We start from the raw sequence: 16,377 nt of genomic DNA on the forward strand, positions 1-16,377 counted from the left end.
GGCAATCGACGCCAACGCCTGCAACAACCGTGGCAAATCTACCGGCACCGGCAGTCGTGAATACGCCGCACAGCTCATGTCTTACGCAGCACCGAGCACTCGCCGAGCCAGGTCACCAGACGATCAAGACAGGCCTCCACTGTCTGCGTACCCGTATCGAGCACCAACGAGGCCTGCAACGGTGGCTCATACGGCGCCGAGACCCCGGTAAATCCGGCTAACTCACCTCGTCGCGCCCGAGCGTAATGCCCTTTCGGATCACGCTGCTCGCACACCGCCAATGAAGCGCTGCACCAGACCTCGCGATAGTCCTCGCCCAAACGTTGGGCAAAGACTTCGCGCAGTTCGGCCAATGGCGCAATCATTGCCAGAATCACGAGCTGACCATTTTCCACCAGCAGAGCGGCGAGTTCGCTGGCGCGGCGAATGTTTTCCTGGCGATCCGCGTCACTGAATCCCAAATCCCGACTGAGCCCGATACGCAAGCTATCGCCATCAAGCACCACCGTTTGCCAACCACACCCGAACAACGTGGCGTGCAGCGCTTGAGCCAGCGTTGATTTGCCCGCCGCCGGCAAACCGGTCAGCAAAATGGCCGCACCGCGATGACCATTGCGGACCTCGCGTTGCATACGGCTGATGGTGGCGCTCGGAGCCAGCACGTCATTGCACCGAGGCATTCGCCACCACGGGCAACGAAATATCCCCCGCCGCCCACGCCGACTCACGCTTGGCCAGTGCGTTCGCGATCGCCTGCACGTCCGTGGACTGCACTTGATCCGGCAGCGGATCGAGCCCGGCACTGGCGAAAATCTGGCCGTAGGCATTGCGCAGATCGGCGTAAGAAAGATCACGACGCAGGTCGGCTTGCAGGTTGTTCAGCTCACCCTGAATCAACTCCAGTTCACCAATGCCTGCGGCCTGATGACGATTGCGCAACTGGCCAACGATTTGCCCGTCAATGTCGGACAACTGCTGGCTGGTCTTGAACTGGCGTAACGCCTCTTGATAGTTGGCGTTGGCCACATAAAGCTGCGCCAGCACTGCAATCGACATCGCCTCACGCCGTGCAGCGGCGACTTCTTCGCCAGCCTTGGCGACGTTGATCGCCGCCGGAGCTGAGATCACGTTGAACAGGTTCCAGGTGATTTTCACGCCGTAGTCGGCCCAGCCTTGCTCCACGAGGAACGAGTTGCTGTCGTAATGCCCGCCGGCCGAAAACTCCAGGCCTGGCAGCAAACGCAGCATGGCTTTGCGGGTTTCGGCGGCGCTGATGCGCGTCTGGTAATCCTGCTCGCGCAGTTCCGGACGGCTGGTCAAAGCCTCCTGTTCGAGCTTTGCCAGATCGACCTTGAGTTCGGGAACCTGATAACCATCATCAGTGGCCAACGTGAGATTTGTACCCAGCGGCAGATTGATCAGGGTGGCCAGTTCGGTTTTCGCCAGTGACAGCGCGCGGCGCTGCTCCTCCAATTGACGCGTGGCTTCGATGAGTGATCGCTGATAACCCAAGGCCTGAACCGGGTCGCCGATACGTTGTTCGCTCATGCTCTGGCTGTTTTTTCGGGCAGTGTCGACCCGTACCATCAAGCTGTCGATCTGCTTGAGCAAACGTTCGGCGGCCATCGCTCGCCAGTACGCCGAGCGCACATCCTGGACGATGGTGTTGATCACCTTGCGCCGACGTTCCTGCACGATCAGGCGCTGGTCACCCTGTTGTTTGGCGCTGATATAGCTGACGCCGAAGTCTAGGACGTTCCAGACCATGGTCAGATCCGCCACTTCGCGGTCGCGATCCTGCGAGGTCGACGGTTCCAGCGACTGGGTGCCGGTGCGCACGCTCTGGCTACTGGAAGCACTGACGTTGTTACGCCCCACATACCCGGCATCCAGCGCCATGCGCGGCAGCATGTCGAAGCTGGCCAGGTCGAGCTGCCGCTTGGCCAGCGCTTCCTCCATGATCTTCAAGCGGCCTTCAAGGTTGTACTTCACTGCGCGGGCCATGGCCTGATGCAGCGTCAGGGGGCCGCGCAGCGGCTCCTGATCCTTGTACATGTTTTGCAGGTCGGTTCTGGCCCGCTGTTCACTGACGCTGCGCTCAATCGGTTCGCTGGTGACTGCGCACCCGCTGATCGCTAGCGCCAGCAGGCTGGCGCCGAACAACTTTTGACTCTTATTCATCCCTGGATCGCCCCTAGGTCCCGCTCAGTGTTAATGAGTTGTGTGTTATCAGGCCGACATTTCGCTGATGCCGGCCTGTTGCAGAGCGGACGCCAAGTTGTCGACCCGGTGCTGCTCGCTGTCTTTGAGTTGCTGCAATTGCTCAACCAGGGACGGGGCGCCAAACACGCCGCGCAGCCCTTGGGAAACATCGCCGGCCTTGATCGAATGGCTGCCGAAGGCATTCAGCGAATCACGCGCGGCGTCGCTGTTCTGATTGAACAGACTGGAGAGCGTACTGGTGCCGAACACCCCACCATCGCCGCCGCCAAAGCCAAGAAAACCATGCCCGGCGCCGTCACCCGTGCTGTCACTGCTGGTGAACACCTGAGCAAGGAAACTCGGGCTCAGGGCACCATGGTTCATGAATATGTCGCCCAAGGGACGGATGCCGTTGCCAATCACCCGTTGTTCGAACAACGGCGTAAAGGTCAGCGGTGAGCCAAGGTCGCCCGTCGGTGCGCTGAACACTATCGGTTGCAGCGCGGTGTAAGGCACATCGGGGAACGTCACCGGATCACTGCTGCGGAACTGCGGATTCGGTGTGACTACGAAGGTCGGCGTAGCGGCCGTGTTCACCACGTAATTGTCGGACTGGCTCACACCGGTGCCACTATTGCCCGCCAGGTCACTGACGCCGCCCCGGTTGACGGTGATTGCGTTACTGGCGCTGCTGACATTGGCGCTTGGCGTCAGGGTCGCGGTCCAGGTCTTGCCGCCGTCATTGCTGCTCAGGTTGGACAAGGTGCCATTGGCGACACTGATGTCAGAGAGATCAAAACCGCTGACCACCTCATTGAAGGTGATCGTCACCTGCGAGGTCTGGCCAACACCCAGGTTCGGATTGGCAACCACCACAGTGGCGGTCGGCCGCTCACTGTCCAGGGCATAGTTGTTCGACACCGCCACGATGCTGCCGGCATTGCCCGCCAGATCCGTGACGTTGCTCGTGTCGAGCGCGATGAAATTGCTCGGGTCGGTCACATTGGCGGTTGGCGTGAACGTGGCGGTCCAGGTGTTGCCGCCGTCATTGCTGCTCAGGTTGCTCAAATCGCCGTTGGTCACGCTCAGGTCGGACAGGTCGAAGTTGCTCACCGCCTCGCTGAAGGTGAACGTCACGGTGGTGGTCTGGCCGATACCCATATTCGGGTTGGCGACCACGATGCTCACCGTTGGCCGGGTCGCGTCGAGCGCGTAATTATTGGAGATGGCGATGCTCGCACCGAGGTTGCCGGCCAGGTCCTGCACGCCGGCAGTGTCGATCACGATCAGGTTGGTCGCATCGTTGACGTTGGCAGTCGGCGTCAGCGTGGCGATCCAGGTGATGCCGCCATCGCTGCTGCTCAGGTTCGACAGCGTGCCGTTGGCGACGCTGATGTCCGACAGGTCAAAGCCGCTCACCGCTTCACTGAAGGTGATCGTCACGGTGGTGGTTTCGCCGATGCCCAGGCGATTGTCGGCCACCACGATCGTGGCGGTGGGCAGTGCGGTGTCGATCGCGAAATTATTCGAGTCCGTGGTGCCCACGCCGCTGTTGCCCGATATATTGACCACACCGCTGTTGTCGAGGGTGATGACGTTGGTCGTGTCAGTGATATTGCCGGTGGGTGTGAACGTCGCCGTCCAGGTAATGCCGCCGTCAATGCTCACGATGTTGCTCAGGGCGCCATTGACGATGGTCAGATCAGCGTTATTGAAGTCTGCGACGGCCTCGCTGAAGGTAATGGTCACCGTCGAGGTTTCCCCGGCCTTGAGCGCGGTGTCTGCGACAACAATGGTTGCGGTCGGCACTTCGGTCTGCACCGCGTAATTGCCCGAGTTGGTGGAGCCGGTGCCGGCATTACCGGCCAGATCGCTGATGCCGGTATTGTTCAGGGTGATCAGGTTGGTGAAGTCGCTGACGCCAATGGTCGGGGTAAACGTAGCCGTCCAGGTGACACCGCCGTCGCTCGACGACACGTTGCTCAGCGTGCCATTGGCGACGCTCAGGTCGGAATTGTCGAAACCGGTCACCGCTTCGCTGAAGGTGATGGTCACGGTCGCTGTTTCACCGGGGCGCAGATCGTTGTCGCTCACGACGATGGTCGCGGTCGGACGCTGACTGTCGACGGCGTAGTTGTTCGAATCGCTGGTGCCGCTCCCGGCATTGCCTGCCCCGTCAACGACACCGGTGTTGTCCAGGGTGATCAGGTTGCTGGTGTCGGTGATGCCGGCCGCAGGGGTAAACGTCGCGGTATAAGTGATGTTGTCCGAGGTGCTCAGCCCGGAAAGTGTGCCGTTTTCGGCGGTCAGGTCAGCCAGGGTGAAACCGCTCACCGCCTCGCTGAAGGTGACAGTGACCGTGGTGGCCTGGCCAATGCCCAGCGCCGTATCGGCTACCACAATGGTGGCGGTTGGGCGCTGGGTGTCGATGGCGTAATTATTCGAATCAGTGGTGCCGACCCCCACGTTGCCAGACCCGCTCTGCACCCCGGTATTGTCCAGGGTAATCAGGTTGGTCGCGTCGGTGATATTGGCGCTCGGGGTAAAGGTCGCCGTCCAGGTAATGCCGCCGTCGCTGCTGCTCACGGCGCTCAGCGTGCCGTTGGCGATGGTCAGGTCGGCATTACTGAAGCCCATCACGGCCTCGGAGAAGGTGATCGTCACCGTGGTGGTCTCGCCGATGCTCAGGCTGTTGTCGGCGACCACGATCGTGGCCGTCGGCACCATCGTGTCGATCACGAAATTGCCGGAGTTGGTGACGCCGGTGCCGGCGTTACCGGCCAGGTCAGCGATGCCGGTGTTGTTCAGGCCTATAACGTTGCTCGTATCGTTGACCCCGAGTGTGGGCGTGTACGTCGCCGTCCAGGTGATGCCGCCATCGCTGCTGCTCACGGCGGTCAACGTGCCATTGGGAATGTTCAGATCGGCGTTGGTGAAGCCTGTCACGGCCTCGGAAAAGGTGATGGTCACCAGCGAGGTTTCACCGGCACTGAGGCTGGTATCGGCCAGCACGATGGTCGCGGTCGGGCGTTGCGTGTCGATGGCGTAGTTGTTCGAATCGGTGGTGCCGCTGCCGGCGTTACCGGCCAGGTCAGCGATGCCGGTGTTGTCCAGGGTCACCAGGTTGGTGGTGCCGGTGATATTGCTGGTCGGGGTGAACGTTGCCGTCCAGGTGACACCGCCATCGCTGCTGCTCACGGCCGTCAGCGTGCCATTGGCGATGGTCAGATCGGCGTTGCTGAACCCGTTCACCGCTTCGGAGAAGGTGATGGTCACCAACGATGTGTCGCCGATTTTCAAGGCAGTGTCGGTGAACACGACGGTGGCCGTCGGGCGCTGGTTGTCGATGGCGTAGTTGTTGGAGTCGGTGGTGCCGCTGCCGGCATTGCCGGACAGATCGGAGATACCGGTGTTGTCCAGGGTGATCAGGTTGGTGGCATCGGTAATGTTGGCGGTCGGCGTGAAGGTTGCCGTCCAGGTGATCCCCCCATCGCTGCTGCTCACGGCGCTCAGCGTGCCATTGGCGATGGTCAGGTCGGCATTACTGAAACCCGTCACGGCTTCAGAGAAGGTGATGGTCACCAACGAGGTTTCGCCGATTCTCAAGGCGTTGTCGGCGACGACGATGGTCGCGGTCGGACGCTGCGTGTCGATGGCGTAGTTGTTCGAGTCGGTGGTGCCGCTGCCGGCATTGCCGGACAGATCGGAGATACCGGTGTTGTCCAGGGTGATCAGGTTGGTGGTATCGCTGACGTTATTGGTTGGCGTGAAAGTCGCCGTCCAGGTGATCCCGCCGTCGCTGCTGCTCAAACCGCTCACGCTGCCGTTGGCCACGGACAGATCGGCGGTGGTGAAACCGGTCACAGCCTCGCTGAACGTGATGGTGACCTGCGAGGTTTCCCCAGCCTTGAGCGCGGTGTCCGCGACGACAAGGGTGGCCGTCGGGCGCACAGTGTCGATGGCGTAATTGTTGGAATCGGTCGTACCGCTGCCGGCGTTACCGGCCAGATCAGCGATCCCGGTGTTATCCAGCGTGACCACGTTAGTGGTGTCGGTGACACCGCCGCTCGGCGTAAACGTCGCCGTCCAGGTAATACCTCCGTCGCTGCTGCTCACGGCGGACAACGTACCGTTGGCGATGGTCAGGTCGGCGTTGCTGAAACCGCTGACTGCTTCAGTGAAGGTGATGGTCACCAGCGACGTTTCACCGATTTTCAGGGCCGTGTCAGCGACAACGACAGTGGCTGTCGGGCGCTGGGTATCGATCACATAGTTGCTGGAATTAGTGGTTCCGATACCCACGGTACCGTCAGAGACGGCCGCCACACCGGTGTTGTCCAGGGTGATGACGTTGGTGGTGTCGGTAATGCCGTTGGTCGGCGTGAAAGTCGCGGTCCAGGTGATCCCGCCGTCGCTGCTGCTCACGGCCGTCAACGTGCCGTTGGCGATGGTCAGGTCGGCATTGGTGAAACCACTGACTGGCGCGTTGAAGGTGATGGTCACCAGCGAGGTTTCGCCAATTTTCAAGGCGCTGTCCGCGAGTACGATGGTCGCGGTCGGAGGCTCGACGTAGTTTGGGTTATACGTGCCGCCGGTACTGTAAACCGCAGCCGTGAAAATGGGCGAAGCGCCTGGCGAGCCGCCGTTTGAAGGACCGCCAGCACCACTGGCCGCCGCGTTGCCGGTCATGGCGGCGACGTTGGCAGCGGTGATCAATACCGTACCGCCGTTGTTCCAGATGGCCCCGACGCCACGGCCACCATCACCGCCGTTGGCAAAGTTGCCGCCGCTGCCACCCCCACCGCCGCCGCCACCCGCCGCGAGGTTGTTGCTGATGACTGACGTGCCGATGACTTTCAAGGTGCCGGTCGAGGCGTTGTAAATACCGCCGGCCGCGCTGCCACCAACGCCGCCGACCGCGTTCCAGCCCGAACCACCACCGCCGCCACCAATGGACAGCGTGCTATTGGTCGCGGAGCCGCCGTTGCCGCCGTGACTGTAGCCGGAGGCGCCATTGCCGCCGACGCCGCCAATGCTGGTACCGCCGCGCCCGCCCATGTCGTTCTGGGTGTAGCCGCCGCCATAACCACCGGTATTGGCAGTGCCGGCCCCACCGGCATAGCTCAAGTTGCCTGGGCCTGTCGAACCGCCATGGCCACCTTTACCGCCACCGATCCCACCGCCGCCACCGCCGCCGCCACCGGAGTATCCACCGGACACGCCACCACCGCCGCCGCCACCGGAAGCGGCGTTGGCAGTCACCGTCACGTTATTGAGCGTAAGAATACCGGCGTTGAAAATCCCGCCACCCATGGCGCCCGCCGCTGCCGCGCCACCGTTACCGCCGTTGCCGGCCACCAATCCCTTGGTAATCACCAGCCCGTCCAGTGTCACGGTACTGCCGGAAGTGACTTCCACCACACGGGTCTTGTATTGCCCATCGAGGGTCACGTCAGCCACGCCGTCGTTATTCAAATCGCCATCGACGGTGATGTTCTTGTTGATCAACAACTCGGAGTTGAGCTGCACGGTCATGCCGGCGTTGAACGTGACAATGTCGCCGTTTTGCGCAGACGCCAGTGCCGTACGCAACGAGCCGACACCCGAGTCGAGGTTGTTAGTTGCGGTCCAGGTGGCCAGGCCCCACTGATATTCGCTCATGGCCTTGGTCGACAGGACGTTGGCGCTTTCGATGGTGCCGGTGGCAATTTCCAGATCCCAGTCGCCGCCGATACCGGTGCGGTTGTTCGAAGCGGCCACATCCCGGCCGGTCAGCTGCGCCAGTGAGTCGACGAAATTCAAGCCGCGATCACCCTCGGCGGTGTAGCAGCCGTAAATCAGGATGTCGCCGCCAACGTTCATGTCCTTGCCGATTTCGCCGAGGATTGCGCTGCGCTGCGCGACGTTGTCGGCAGACAGATAACTGTTGCCCAGCCACAGATCGCCAGCGTTGCCATGCGCAATAATCTGCACCGAGCTGACGCCTTGATGCTGATCGAGATAATCGGCGATCTGCTGCAAGCCGTCCTGGGTCGCGTTGAGTTTCACCACCTGAGTGCCGGGAGCAATGCCCTGGAGCAGGCTGTCGGCGTCCTTGACCCGTGAATCGACGAATACCACGCTCTGCCCCGGCACTGCGACGGGGCTGACGGCCGGTGTCGCATCGGCCTGACCGTGGGTGTCCTTACTGGCCACCGGATGATCGGCCGTCGGCGTTTTCGCGGCTTCCGCCGTGGCGTGGCTGTCAGCCTGGGCAGCGGTATCGGCGACCGTCGCCGCAACGGCTCCGTCGAACAGCATGCGCGGCTCCAGCGACATGATCATCGGCGCGGCAAGCGTCTGCTGACATTCGGTTACTCGCGACTTCTGCTTGCTCCACCACATGCTGCTCACCCGGATTCGAACACAGTTGTTGACGCATCAATGAAAAACGCCGCGATCAGTTGACCGCGGCGTCGGACTTCATACGAATGACATTGGCAGCGCTGGCTGAGCCATCAAGCCAAAAAGACAAGTCAGCGTATTGCTTGAACAGGTCCGGCGGCAGAATCGTGCGCCGTGACTGCAGAGCAACCTTGGGTTTGACCTTGTGCAGGCCGGCAACACCAAGGGCTTGATCGAATTGCGGCGCGTCGTACTCCAGATGGTCAAAATCGTGTTCGAACCATGGCTCGCCGATAAAATCGTAGACCAGCCGCAGTACCCGCTCCGGGGCCTGGGTCAGCAAGTCGTAATCGATGATCAGCAGCGAGTCGGCGTGCTCGCCGTAATAGGCTTCCTTGAGCGCCGCCCAGGCAAAACCCACCAGCCGGTTACGCTGAGCCAGGGTTTCGCAGCGGCTGTAGACCGTGTTGCGCTCAACGGCGTCGCCGAACAGCTTGGTGTTTTCGTAAGGGTTGGCGCGGTAGAGGCGTTCAAGGCTGTCCATCACCCACGCAACGTTGCGTACGCAAGCGATGATTTTGGCGTTGGGGAACAGGTCGTTGAGCGCGGGCAGCCGCGAGCTCCATTGACGGTTGGTGTCAAACACCACCGGTTTGTCGGTCTTGTCGGCGTAGTAGGAATCGAAAAGACCACGCAGCAGACGGCGGCGCGTCTGGGTGTCGATCACCGCGCCGAACTCACTGCCGGCGCTGCACTGTTCGAGCACGCTGGAAAAAAGAGCGCCAACCGGGCTGGTCATACCGGCGTGAAACCGCGGATTCTGCAAAAGGATCGCAGAAAGCAGGGTCGAGCCTGAGCGTGGCAAACCGGCGACAAAGTGGAACTGCTGCAATCCATTCACCGTAATCGGAAGTCCTTTTGTTCGACGAAGGGTAGTTCAACATTGACCCCACGACTAGTAGTGTTTTGATATCAGCTAAGAGCAAAAAGAAATAATAAACTTATTTTTTATCGCTAAATAAAAGGTGAAACGATTAGGTCCGCGCAGGACTGATTTAACCGCCAGCTTCGCGACGAAGACTCGCGCTTGGGCTCCACCTGCGCGAACTTGCCAAGTCGCCGCAAACGCCATGCATTCGCCAGGCCCATCAAGCGCTGCCGCCAACGAGACTTGGCGATTACCCGTCAGTTCGGTCCCGACCAGCGACACCCACACCCGTACACGAGTTTACAAACGGGCGATGGCCAACGACGCGAGCATCGGCGAGCCCAACGCAAACGCCGTCAGCTACCGCTTGATGAATACCGGCTTAACTCCGTTTACCGCCATTGCTTGCTCTCGTCGTCTCACAGCGCCCACTACGTTTGAGCCTGTAGCACTTGAGGGCAGGCGCGTTGATGAGCGTCGATGCCGTTCGCTGTTCCACGACATCCGGCAACCTCGCCGATCGCGGTCTACGCTGTGGCGTGGCGTGACCTGGCCACGGAGTGCCCAAGCAAAAGCACAAGCCTGAACCCACTCGCGGCCCGCCGACAATCAATCAGAAGGGATGAGGAATTTATGGACGTTTACATGGGCACAGTTATGACGTTTGCCTTCAACTACGCGCCCAGCGGCTGGGCTTTTTGCAACGGTCAGATGATGAGTGTTTCGCAATACAGCGCGCTGTTTGCGTTGCTGGGCATCAACTATGGCGGCAACGGTGTCCAGACGTTCGGACTGCCCAATCTGCAGAGTCGAATGCCGATCTGCCAGGGCACAGGTCAGGGCCTGTCGACTCGCGTAATGGGTGAAGTTGCCGGCACTGAAGAGGTGATTCCAACCCTCAATAATCTGCCAACCCACACTCACACACTGGCCGGCCTCACGGCCACCACCACCGTGCAACTGGCCAACCCGGCGAGCAACCCGTTGGGCGCCCCGACCGCCACCAACGCCTATATCGGTGCTTCGGGCACAGGGCCAGGTCTGGCGAATATCTTCTCGGACGCACAAGGCGCTTCGCCTGTCCCCCTCAAAGGTGCGCAGACCGCGATCAGCGGCACTATCACCCCCACGGGCAACGGCCAGTCGATGGCGATCATGAACCCGTATCTGGTGCTCAACTTCAGCATCGCGCTGCAAGGCATTTTCCCTGCACGCAACTGAACGACTGCCGGGGGGCCGTCCCCCGGCTTCCTACTTGGCTGGAGCGAAACTATGTTGCAGGCGATTCAAAGCCAACATTTCCAGGAGCTGCTGGGCCGGAGCGGCATCCTGCACTTGCCTGATGGCAGTGCACTGCAAATCCATATCGAATATGTTGAAGAGCAGCCCGCCGCGAAAATGCGCTACAGCGAGCGGATGCCATTCAGTGTCGAATTGAGAAGTCTGGAGCCGACTGAATTTGTCGATGGATTGTGTGCGCTGCAACTGCCAGAGCTCGGGCAGGTGCAGGGCATCTTTGTTTCCCGGGTGCCGCCGATGGGACGGGATCCGCAGTTGGGCTACTTCCACATTGCCTTCAACTGACTCAACAAACATCCCCCCTGTAGGCGCGAGCGCGCTTATGAAGAGCCCCTATCAGTTTATTGGGGATACCAGACAAGTCTTTCGGCGGCCGGATTACTTTCTTCCACGGCAAATCCCAGTGCCAAATAGTGCCGGCGTGCCTGGCGATTGCTGCTCCACACCACCGTCGCCACCGGGCAGCGAATCTGTTGCGCGGCTTTCTGCACGCCTTGCAGCACGGCGCGGCCAAAACCCTGGCCACGCGCCGGCGGGATGAACGCCAGATACAACACGCGAATTTCGTTTGCGCCAAAATCGGTGCTCAAGGCACCGATAGCCGTACCGAGTTTTTCCACCACGTAGTGCATGGCGTTGGGGTAGTTATCCCCCATGCCCTGTTCCTGCACCTGAAACTGCTGGGCGGCTATTTGCTGCACCTGTTCCGGCTCGCCGTCGATCCATTGCAGATCCGGTCGCGCCGTTTGATAAAGGCTTTGCAGAAATGGCCCGTCGGTTGCCCGCGAAGGCCGCACTACCAATCCCTCTGCTGCCACTGCTGCGTTATTCGTCATCGCCGCTCTCCGTTAAAAACCGCTTTCCCTGACCCCCAGTGCCGCCATCCGCCGCCATGCCACACCCAGCAACGACTCGCCGCGCCCCTGCAACACGACCACGCCGCGCAACGGTTGCAGCGGCGTCGGCGCGTTATCGAGCACACTCAAGCGCGCGCCGTACTGCGCCTGCACCGGTTCCGCGCGTTGCTGTTGACCGCGGCGCACGGCAATCGGCCCATGGTGATCGGACGTCAGTGCTTCCTGATCGACGTAGGCAACGCCGTTGGTGTCGACTTCGTCCAGTTGCACCGCGAGCGCCGGGTGCATCGGGTCGTCGGCAATGAACCGGCCGCTGGCGCCGGGCTCGACCCGCCACAACTGCGCTTCGGCCAAATATCCACGCAGGCGTATGCCGTCTTCGACGACCCGGGCCAGTGCATCCTTGCTCGAAATCCAGCGCCCGACGCTCAGGTTTGGCAGCAAATCACGCACATGTCCGGCGTGCGGCGCGCGTAGCAACAGGCGTTCACGGCGGGCCGTGAGCCCGCGGTATTCGGCCACCGCTTCGGCCAGTTTTTGCTCAACGACACCGGCGTCTGCCGCTGTTTCACTGCGGCCAGCCTGTCGGCGCATCAGCAACTGCTGGATCTGGATCTCCCGCCGCACGATGGCGCGCTTCGAATCGAGATCCGGAGATTCCAGTTCGATCAGCACATCCCCTTGGGCGACCTTCTGGCCGTCCTGCACTTTCACCGCTTTGACCCGCGCCGCAGTGGGTGCATACAGAGCGCTTGCGCGTCCGGCCTCTAACATCGTCGGCAGCTCCACGGCGCTGCGCCAAGGCACAATCAGCACTAGCATCAACCCCAGCAATGCCAGACTGAAGAGCACCACGCGGGGGCCATACGCCTGCTCACGGCGGCTCCACCACTGGCGCCATTCACGCATGATCGGCAGAAAGATGAACCACACCAGTTCCACCAGCATCAGGAAGATCCCCAGCACCTTGAAGAACAGGTGATAGACCGCCAGCGCGATCCCGAAGAACAACGCCGCACGCCATAACCACGAGCCATACCCCCAGATCAGCAAACGCCGTTGCATTTTCGGCGACCAAGGTTCCGGCGCGGGCGCGCCATAACCGAACAAAAACTCGCGCAAGCGCCAGCGACACAAGGCAAACGCACGGCCCTGAAGGTTGTCGACTTGCCACAAATCGCTGATCAGAAAGTAGCCGTCAAAACGCATGAAGGGATTGAGATTGACCACCAGCGTGGTAATCCAGGTGGCGCTGGCGAGCATGAACGCAGCCGTGCGTCCCGGGCCATCAGGCAACAACGACCATGCCAGCAGTGCGATGCACGCCAACAGCAACTCAGCCAGCACGCCACCGGCGCCAATCAACAACCGTGCACGACGATCATTGACGCGCCAGGCATCGCTGACATCGGTGTAGAACATCGGCAGCAGCACCATGAACGCCACGCCCATGCTCTGCACCCGGCACCCGGCGCGCTTGGCCATGAACGCGTGGCCGAACTCGTGACACAGCTTGGCAAAGAACAGCGCCACGGCGAACGCCAATGCGCCGCCGAGGCTGAACAGGTGCGGAAAAGTGCCGACAAACCGCTGCCAGTCCCGCGAGACCAGAAACACCCCGAGCGCCAACGTTGCCGGCAAGCCGTAGCGCAACACGCGTGGGCCGAAGCGTTCCAGCCACGGCCAGGCGCGATTGAGAAAGGCGTCCGGACGCCACAGCGGTATGCGGAAAAACAGGTACTGATGCAGAAGGATTTGCCACAGGCTCTGTTTCTGCGCCAAGGCCTTGAGCCGGTAACTGGCGCGCTGTTGATCGTCGAGGGCACTGATCAAATCGTGCCCACGGAGAAACTCCAGCAATTGCTCAAGCTCGGTGCCGTCCAGCGGCAGGCCCGGCTCACGATTGGCCGCACGCAGGACCTGCTCGGTATCGCCCAGCGCCCAGTGGCGCAACAGGCGCATCGCCGCCGCGCCCAGTTTGAAATAACGCCCGCGCACCGGGTCGGCCAGGGTCCAGCGTGGCGAGCCATCCAATGCTGGCGCTGCGGGCGACAGTTGCAGGTCGGCACGTAGGCTCGGCAGGTTCATTTACAGGCCCACGCTCTGGCGCAGACCGGCCAATGGGCGACGCAACAGATACAGCGCCAGCGGCGCACGGTCACCGAAGATTTTCGCCGTACCGCGCAGGCCGATGCGCGGCGGTGCGTCGACGAAATTGGCGTCGAGCCGATACGCCAGTTGCCCGCCAGCCGTCGGTTGTGCTTCGTAGGCCGAGCGCTCCAGCGTCGCGAGGTGGCGCTTCAAGGGATCGCTGTCGAGAAACAATGCGATCTCGGCACCGGGCTCTAAGGCTATCGCGTCGCCCACGGCCAGTTCGATACGCAGTTCGGCCTGGGTCGGGTCGGCAATTTCCATCAGGCGTTCGCCGGTCTGCACGGGTTTGCCGGTCAAGCGTTCGGCATCGGCGAACACCGCGATGCCATCGCGTTCGGCACGCACTTCGCTGCGGTTGAGCAGTTCGCGTGCGTAGTCGCGTTCGGCGCGTTTTTGCTCGACGCGCGCGGCCAGCAAGTCCATCCGCGAGTTGGATTCGGCATCGGTGAACGAGCGCTGGGAATTGGATTTGAGTTCGGCTTCGGCCACATCCAATGCCCGTTCGGCCACATCGGCCTGAGCCGTGAGGGTGGTGCTTTCGAAGCGCAGCAACAGTTCGCCGGTTTTCACCGTCTGATTGGGTTTGACCAGAAACTCGGCGATCACCCCGTCCAGCGGCGCCGCCACCACACGGCCGCCCAGCGGCACCACTTCGGCCGGTGCCAGCACCGATTGACGCACCGGAATGAACAGCCCGAGCAACAGCGCCGCGACCAGTGCCACCTGACGTTTACGCGTCCAGCGCAACCGCCAGGGTTTGCGTGGCTGCAGCGCCAGCCAGGCGTGGCTGTAGGTGTCGCCCAGTTGCGAGAGCAAAACGTGTTCGGAAGGATTCCACGGCACATCGCGGGCCAGCCACAAACCGCCGAACACCTGTCCATCCCGATCAATCAACGGCAGCCAGAACACTTGTGCGGCGGACAAACTGCGCCAATCGGCCTGGATCGATTCGCCGAGCGACTGCGGCGCAATCACCCGCGCCTGCTGCAGCACATCCTGCTTGAACAACTGCGCCACGGCATGCTCGACAAACGCCACGAACGGCGCGTTGGGCTCAACCGCGCTGACGCCGGTCACCGCTTGCACCTTGCCAGCGATCAACAACGCTGCGTGGCGAAAACCGAACAGCGACTGGCCGTCATTGACCAGGCTGTAGGCCAGTTGCGCGGCGTCGCGCGCAGCACGGGTCTGGCGTTCGAGGTCAAGAAAACGCGCAAACACCTGCTCGGCGCCGCCACCGACGGGGGCGTTCAATCAAACTCCGGAAAATGCGCCGTGCCGCTCATGCCGGCCAGCAGGCCTTTGGCTTCTGGGAGTGAGGCGACCAGCAACAGGGTCTGACTGCCCTCGTCGATTCGCGCGCCGAGGCGTTTGACCGTGGCTTTGATCGGTTGACCGGTTTCATCAGGAATAAAGGAAAACGTCTGGCCTGGCTTGAGTTTGGCCATCCAGCGCGACGGCACCAGTAGATGGATTTCCAACGTGCGGTTGTCAACCACGTCCAGCAGCGGCGCACCAGCCGGCACGCTCTCATAGCGTTTGACCTTGCGTTCGACCACTTGCCCGTCGAACGGCGCGATCACGCTGCAGCGTTTGACCTGCACCTTATAAACCTGAGACTGCGCCTGGACTTCGCTGACCTTGGCCTCAGCCCGCGCCACTTCGAAACGCCCGACGGAATTGAGTGCGGCCAATTGTTTGTTGTGCGCCAGCTCTTCACCGGCGCCGCGGCCAGCCGCCTGCGCGGCATTGAGTTGCGCCTGATAGGCCGAGCAATCGAACCGCGCCAGCACGTCGCCCTTCTTGAACGACTCGCCCTCACTGAACGGCAACTCGACAATCCGCCCGGACAGCTCACTGGCCAGAACCGCCTGATCTCGAGCGCGAAGCACACCCCGCGCCTCACTGCTTGCGGCACCCGCCCCGACCGCTGGGCTATCCAGCAGCGGATCGCCTAGCCCGGGCGTTTGCGCCTGAACTGCACACGTTATAAAGGTCAATCCAAAAACCCAACCACGAAAACGCTGCATAACCGCTACTCCCTGACGGATGAGCGGAGTCTACGACAGCGAGGGTTAACGTCAAGCGATAGGCCAGCATTGCGCCTGTTGTTTTTGGTGTAAAAAATCGAAAGAGCCCAACTCAACCCATCGTAAATATTCCTGAGTGGGATATTCCATAACGCTCATATTCGCTTTCCATGAAGGAGTGCATCGAATACACCGAGACGTTCGGCATATGGAGGGAAGACTTGGCTGAAACGAGTAGTTGCCGCTGACCGAAAACTAACCCTTGAGGCTATCAAGGGGGCTGCAAAAAACTTGGGTTGGTGATGCCGCGAGACCCTGCACTCTCACGACACTCGACAGGAATGGGAGTGCCGAGAGAACGCTTGATTCGGTTCTTGCTTTACTCGCGAATGTATAGATCCAGGCTCGAAGTTTTGATGCCCGCCTCGACTGCTCCCAGGTCACCTGAAGGTTCGGGTAGTCAACAGGCCAGTGCGCTTGCACCAACACTTTTCTTCTAGCAACATTGATGCTTATTTCTATC

10 protein-coding genes are annotated in these 16,377 nt (G+C 61.3%); 2 read left to right on the forward strand and 8 right to left on the reverse strand.

Features of this window, described 5'->3' with window-relative positions; translation table 11 throughout:
• Positions 1–74 precede the first annotated feature (74 nt).
• Genes cysC through FW764_RS17165 form a run of 4 tightly spaced genes read right to left on the reverse strand, consistent with a single transcriptional unit; the run spans position 75 to position 9,487 of the window.
• Entirely contained in the window at positions 75–680 is a 606-nt protein-coding gene (cysC, locus tag FW764_RS17150; protein WP_446434896.1) for an adenylyl-sulfate kinase, read from the reverse strand.
• A complete protein-coding gene (locus FW764_RS17155) occupies positions 664–2,181 on the reverse strand; it encodes a TolC family protein (protein WP_446434897.1) in 1,518 nt (505 codons plus the stop codon). Before FW764_RS17155 ends, cysC begins: the two co-directional genes overlap by 17 nt.
• A 48-nt stretch (positions 2,182–2,229) precedes the next feature.
• Positions 2,230–8,586 carry an Ig-like domain-containing protein gene (locus FW764_RS17160; RefSeq protein WP_446434898.1) on the reverse strand — a complete coding sequence of 2,119 codons (6,357 nt, stop codon included), beginning with the start codon at positions 8,584–8,586 and terminating at the stop codon, positions 2,230–2,232.
• 55 nt (positions 8,587–8,641) lie between these two features.
• Positions 8,642–9,487, reverse strand: a complete 846-nt coding sequence (locus tag FW764_RS17165) for a sulfotransferase family protein (protein WP_446434899.1) — start codon at positions 9,485–9,487, stop codon at positions 8,642–8,644.
• 660 nt (positions 9,488–10,147) lie between these two features.
• Between FW764_RS17165 and FW764_RS17170 the strand changes: the two genes are divergently transcribed.
• A complete protein-coding gene (locus tag FW764_RS17170) occupies positions 10,148–10,735 on the forward strand; it encodes a phage tail protein (RefSeq protein ID WP_446434900.1) in 588 nt (195 codons plus the stop codon).
• Positions 10,736–10,786: 51 nt separating this feature from the next.
• The gene (locus FW764_RS17175) at positions 10,787–11,098 is read left to right on the forward strand and encodes a DUF6916 family protein (RefSeq protein WP_446434901.1); all 312 of its coding nucleotides are present in this window, start codon (positions 10,787–10,789) and stop codon (positions 11,096–11,098) included.
• Positions 11,099–11,154: 56 nt separating this feature from the next.
• Here the strand turns inward: FW764_RS17175 and FW764_RS17180 are convergent, their stop codons facing one another.
• The 4 genes from FW764_RS17180 to FW764_RS17195 are packed head-to-tail and all read right to left on the reverse strand — an operon-like array spanning position 11,155 to position 15,854.
• Positions 11,155–11,649: a GNAT family N-acetyltransferase gene (locus tag FW764_RS17180; protein ID WP_446434902.1), complete on the reverse strand. Its 495-nt coding sequence runs from the start codon at positions 11,647–11,649 to the stop codon at positions 11,155–11,157.
• A 12-nt stretch (positions 11,650–11,661) separates the two neighbouring features.
• Positions 11,662–13,758, reverse strand: coding sequence for a site-2 protease family protein (locus FW764_RS17185; protein WP_446434903.1), 2,097 nt, complete (start codon positions 13,756–13,758; stop codon positions 11,662–11,664).
• Positions 13,759–15,078 (reverse strand): efflux RND transporter periplasmic adaptor subunit, encoded by a 1,320-nt coding sequence (locus FW764_RS17190; RefSeq protein ID WP_446434904.1) that lies wholly within the window; start codon positions 15,076–15,078, stop codon positions 13,759–13,761.
• The gene (locus tag FW764_RS17195; RefSeq protein ID WP_446434905.1) at positions 15,075–15,854 is read right to left on the reverse strand and encodes an efflux RND transporter periplasmic adaptor subunit; all 780 of its coding nucleotides are present in this window, start codon (positions 15,852–15,854) and stop codon (positions 15,075–15,077) included. Before FW764_RS17195 ends, FW764_RS17190 begins: the two co-directional genes overlap by 4 nt.
• Positions 15,855–16,377: the final 523 nt, after the last annotated feature.

The organism is Pseudomonas sp. 1152_12 (assembly GCF_052850675.1).

Excerpts from the sequence above, each read along its gene's own strand:
- FW764_RS17195 (WP_446434905.1), bottom strand. The coding sequence starts at position 15,854 with ATGCAGCGTTTTCGTGGTTGGGTTTTTGGATTGACCTTTATAACGTGT.
- FW764_RS17160 (WP_446434898.1), bottom strand. The coding sequence starts at position 8,586 with ATGTGGTGGAGCAAGCAGAAGTCGCGAGTAACCGAATGTCAGCAGACG.
- FW764_RS17180 (WP_446434902.1), bottom strand. The coding sequence starts at position 11,649 with ATGACGAATAACGCAGCAGTGGCAGCAGAGGGATTGGTAGTGCGGCCT.
- FW764_RS17170 (WP_446434900.1), top strand. The coding sequence starts at position 10,148 with ATGGACGTTTACATGGGCACAGTTATGACGTTTGCCTTCAACTACGCG.
- cysC (WP_446434896.1), bottom strand. The coding sequence starts at position 680 with ATGCCTCGGTGCAATGACGTGCTGGCTCCGAGCGCCACCATCAGCCGT.
- FW764_RS17175 (WP_446434901.1), top strand. The coding sequence starts at position 10,787 with ATGTTGCAGGCGATTCAAAGCCAACATTTCCAGGAGCTGCTGGGCCGG.
- FW764_RS17185 (WP_446434903.1), bottom strand. The coding sequence starts at position 13,758 with ATGAACCTGCCGAGCCTACGTGCCGACCTGCAACTGTCGCCCGCAGCG.
- FW764_RS17155 (WP_446434897.1), bottom strand. The coding sequence starts at position 2,181 with ATGAATAAGAGTCAAAAGTTGTTCGGCGCCAGCCTGCTGGCGCTAGCG.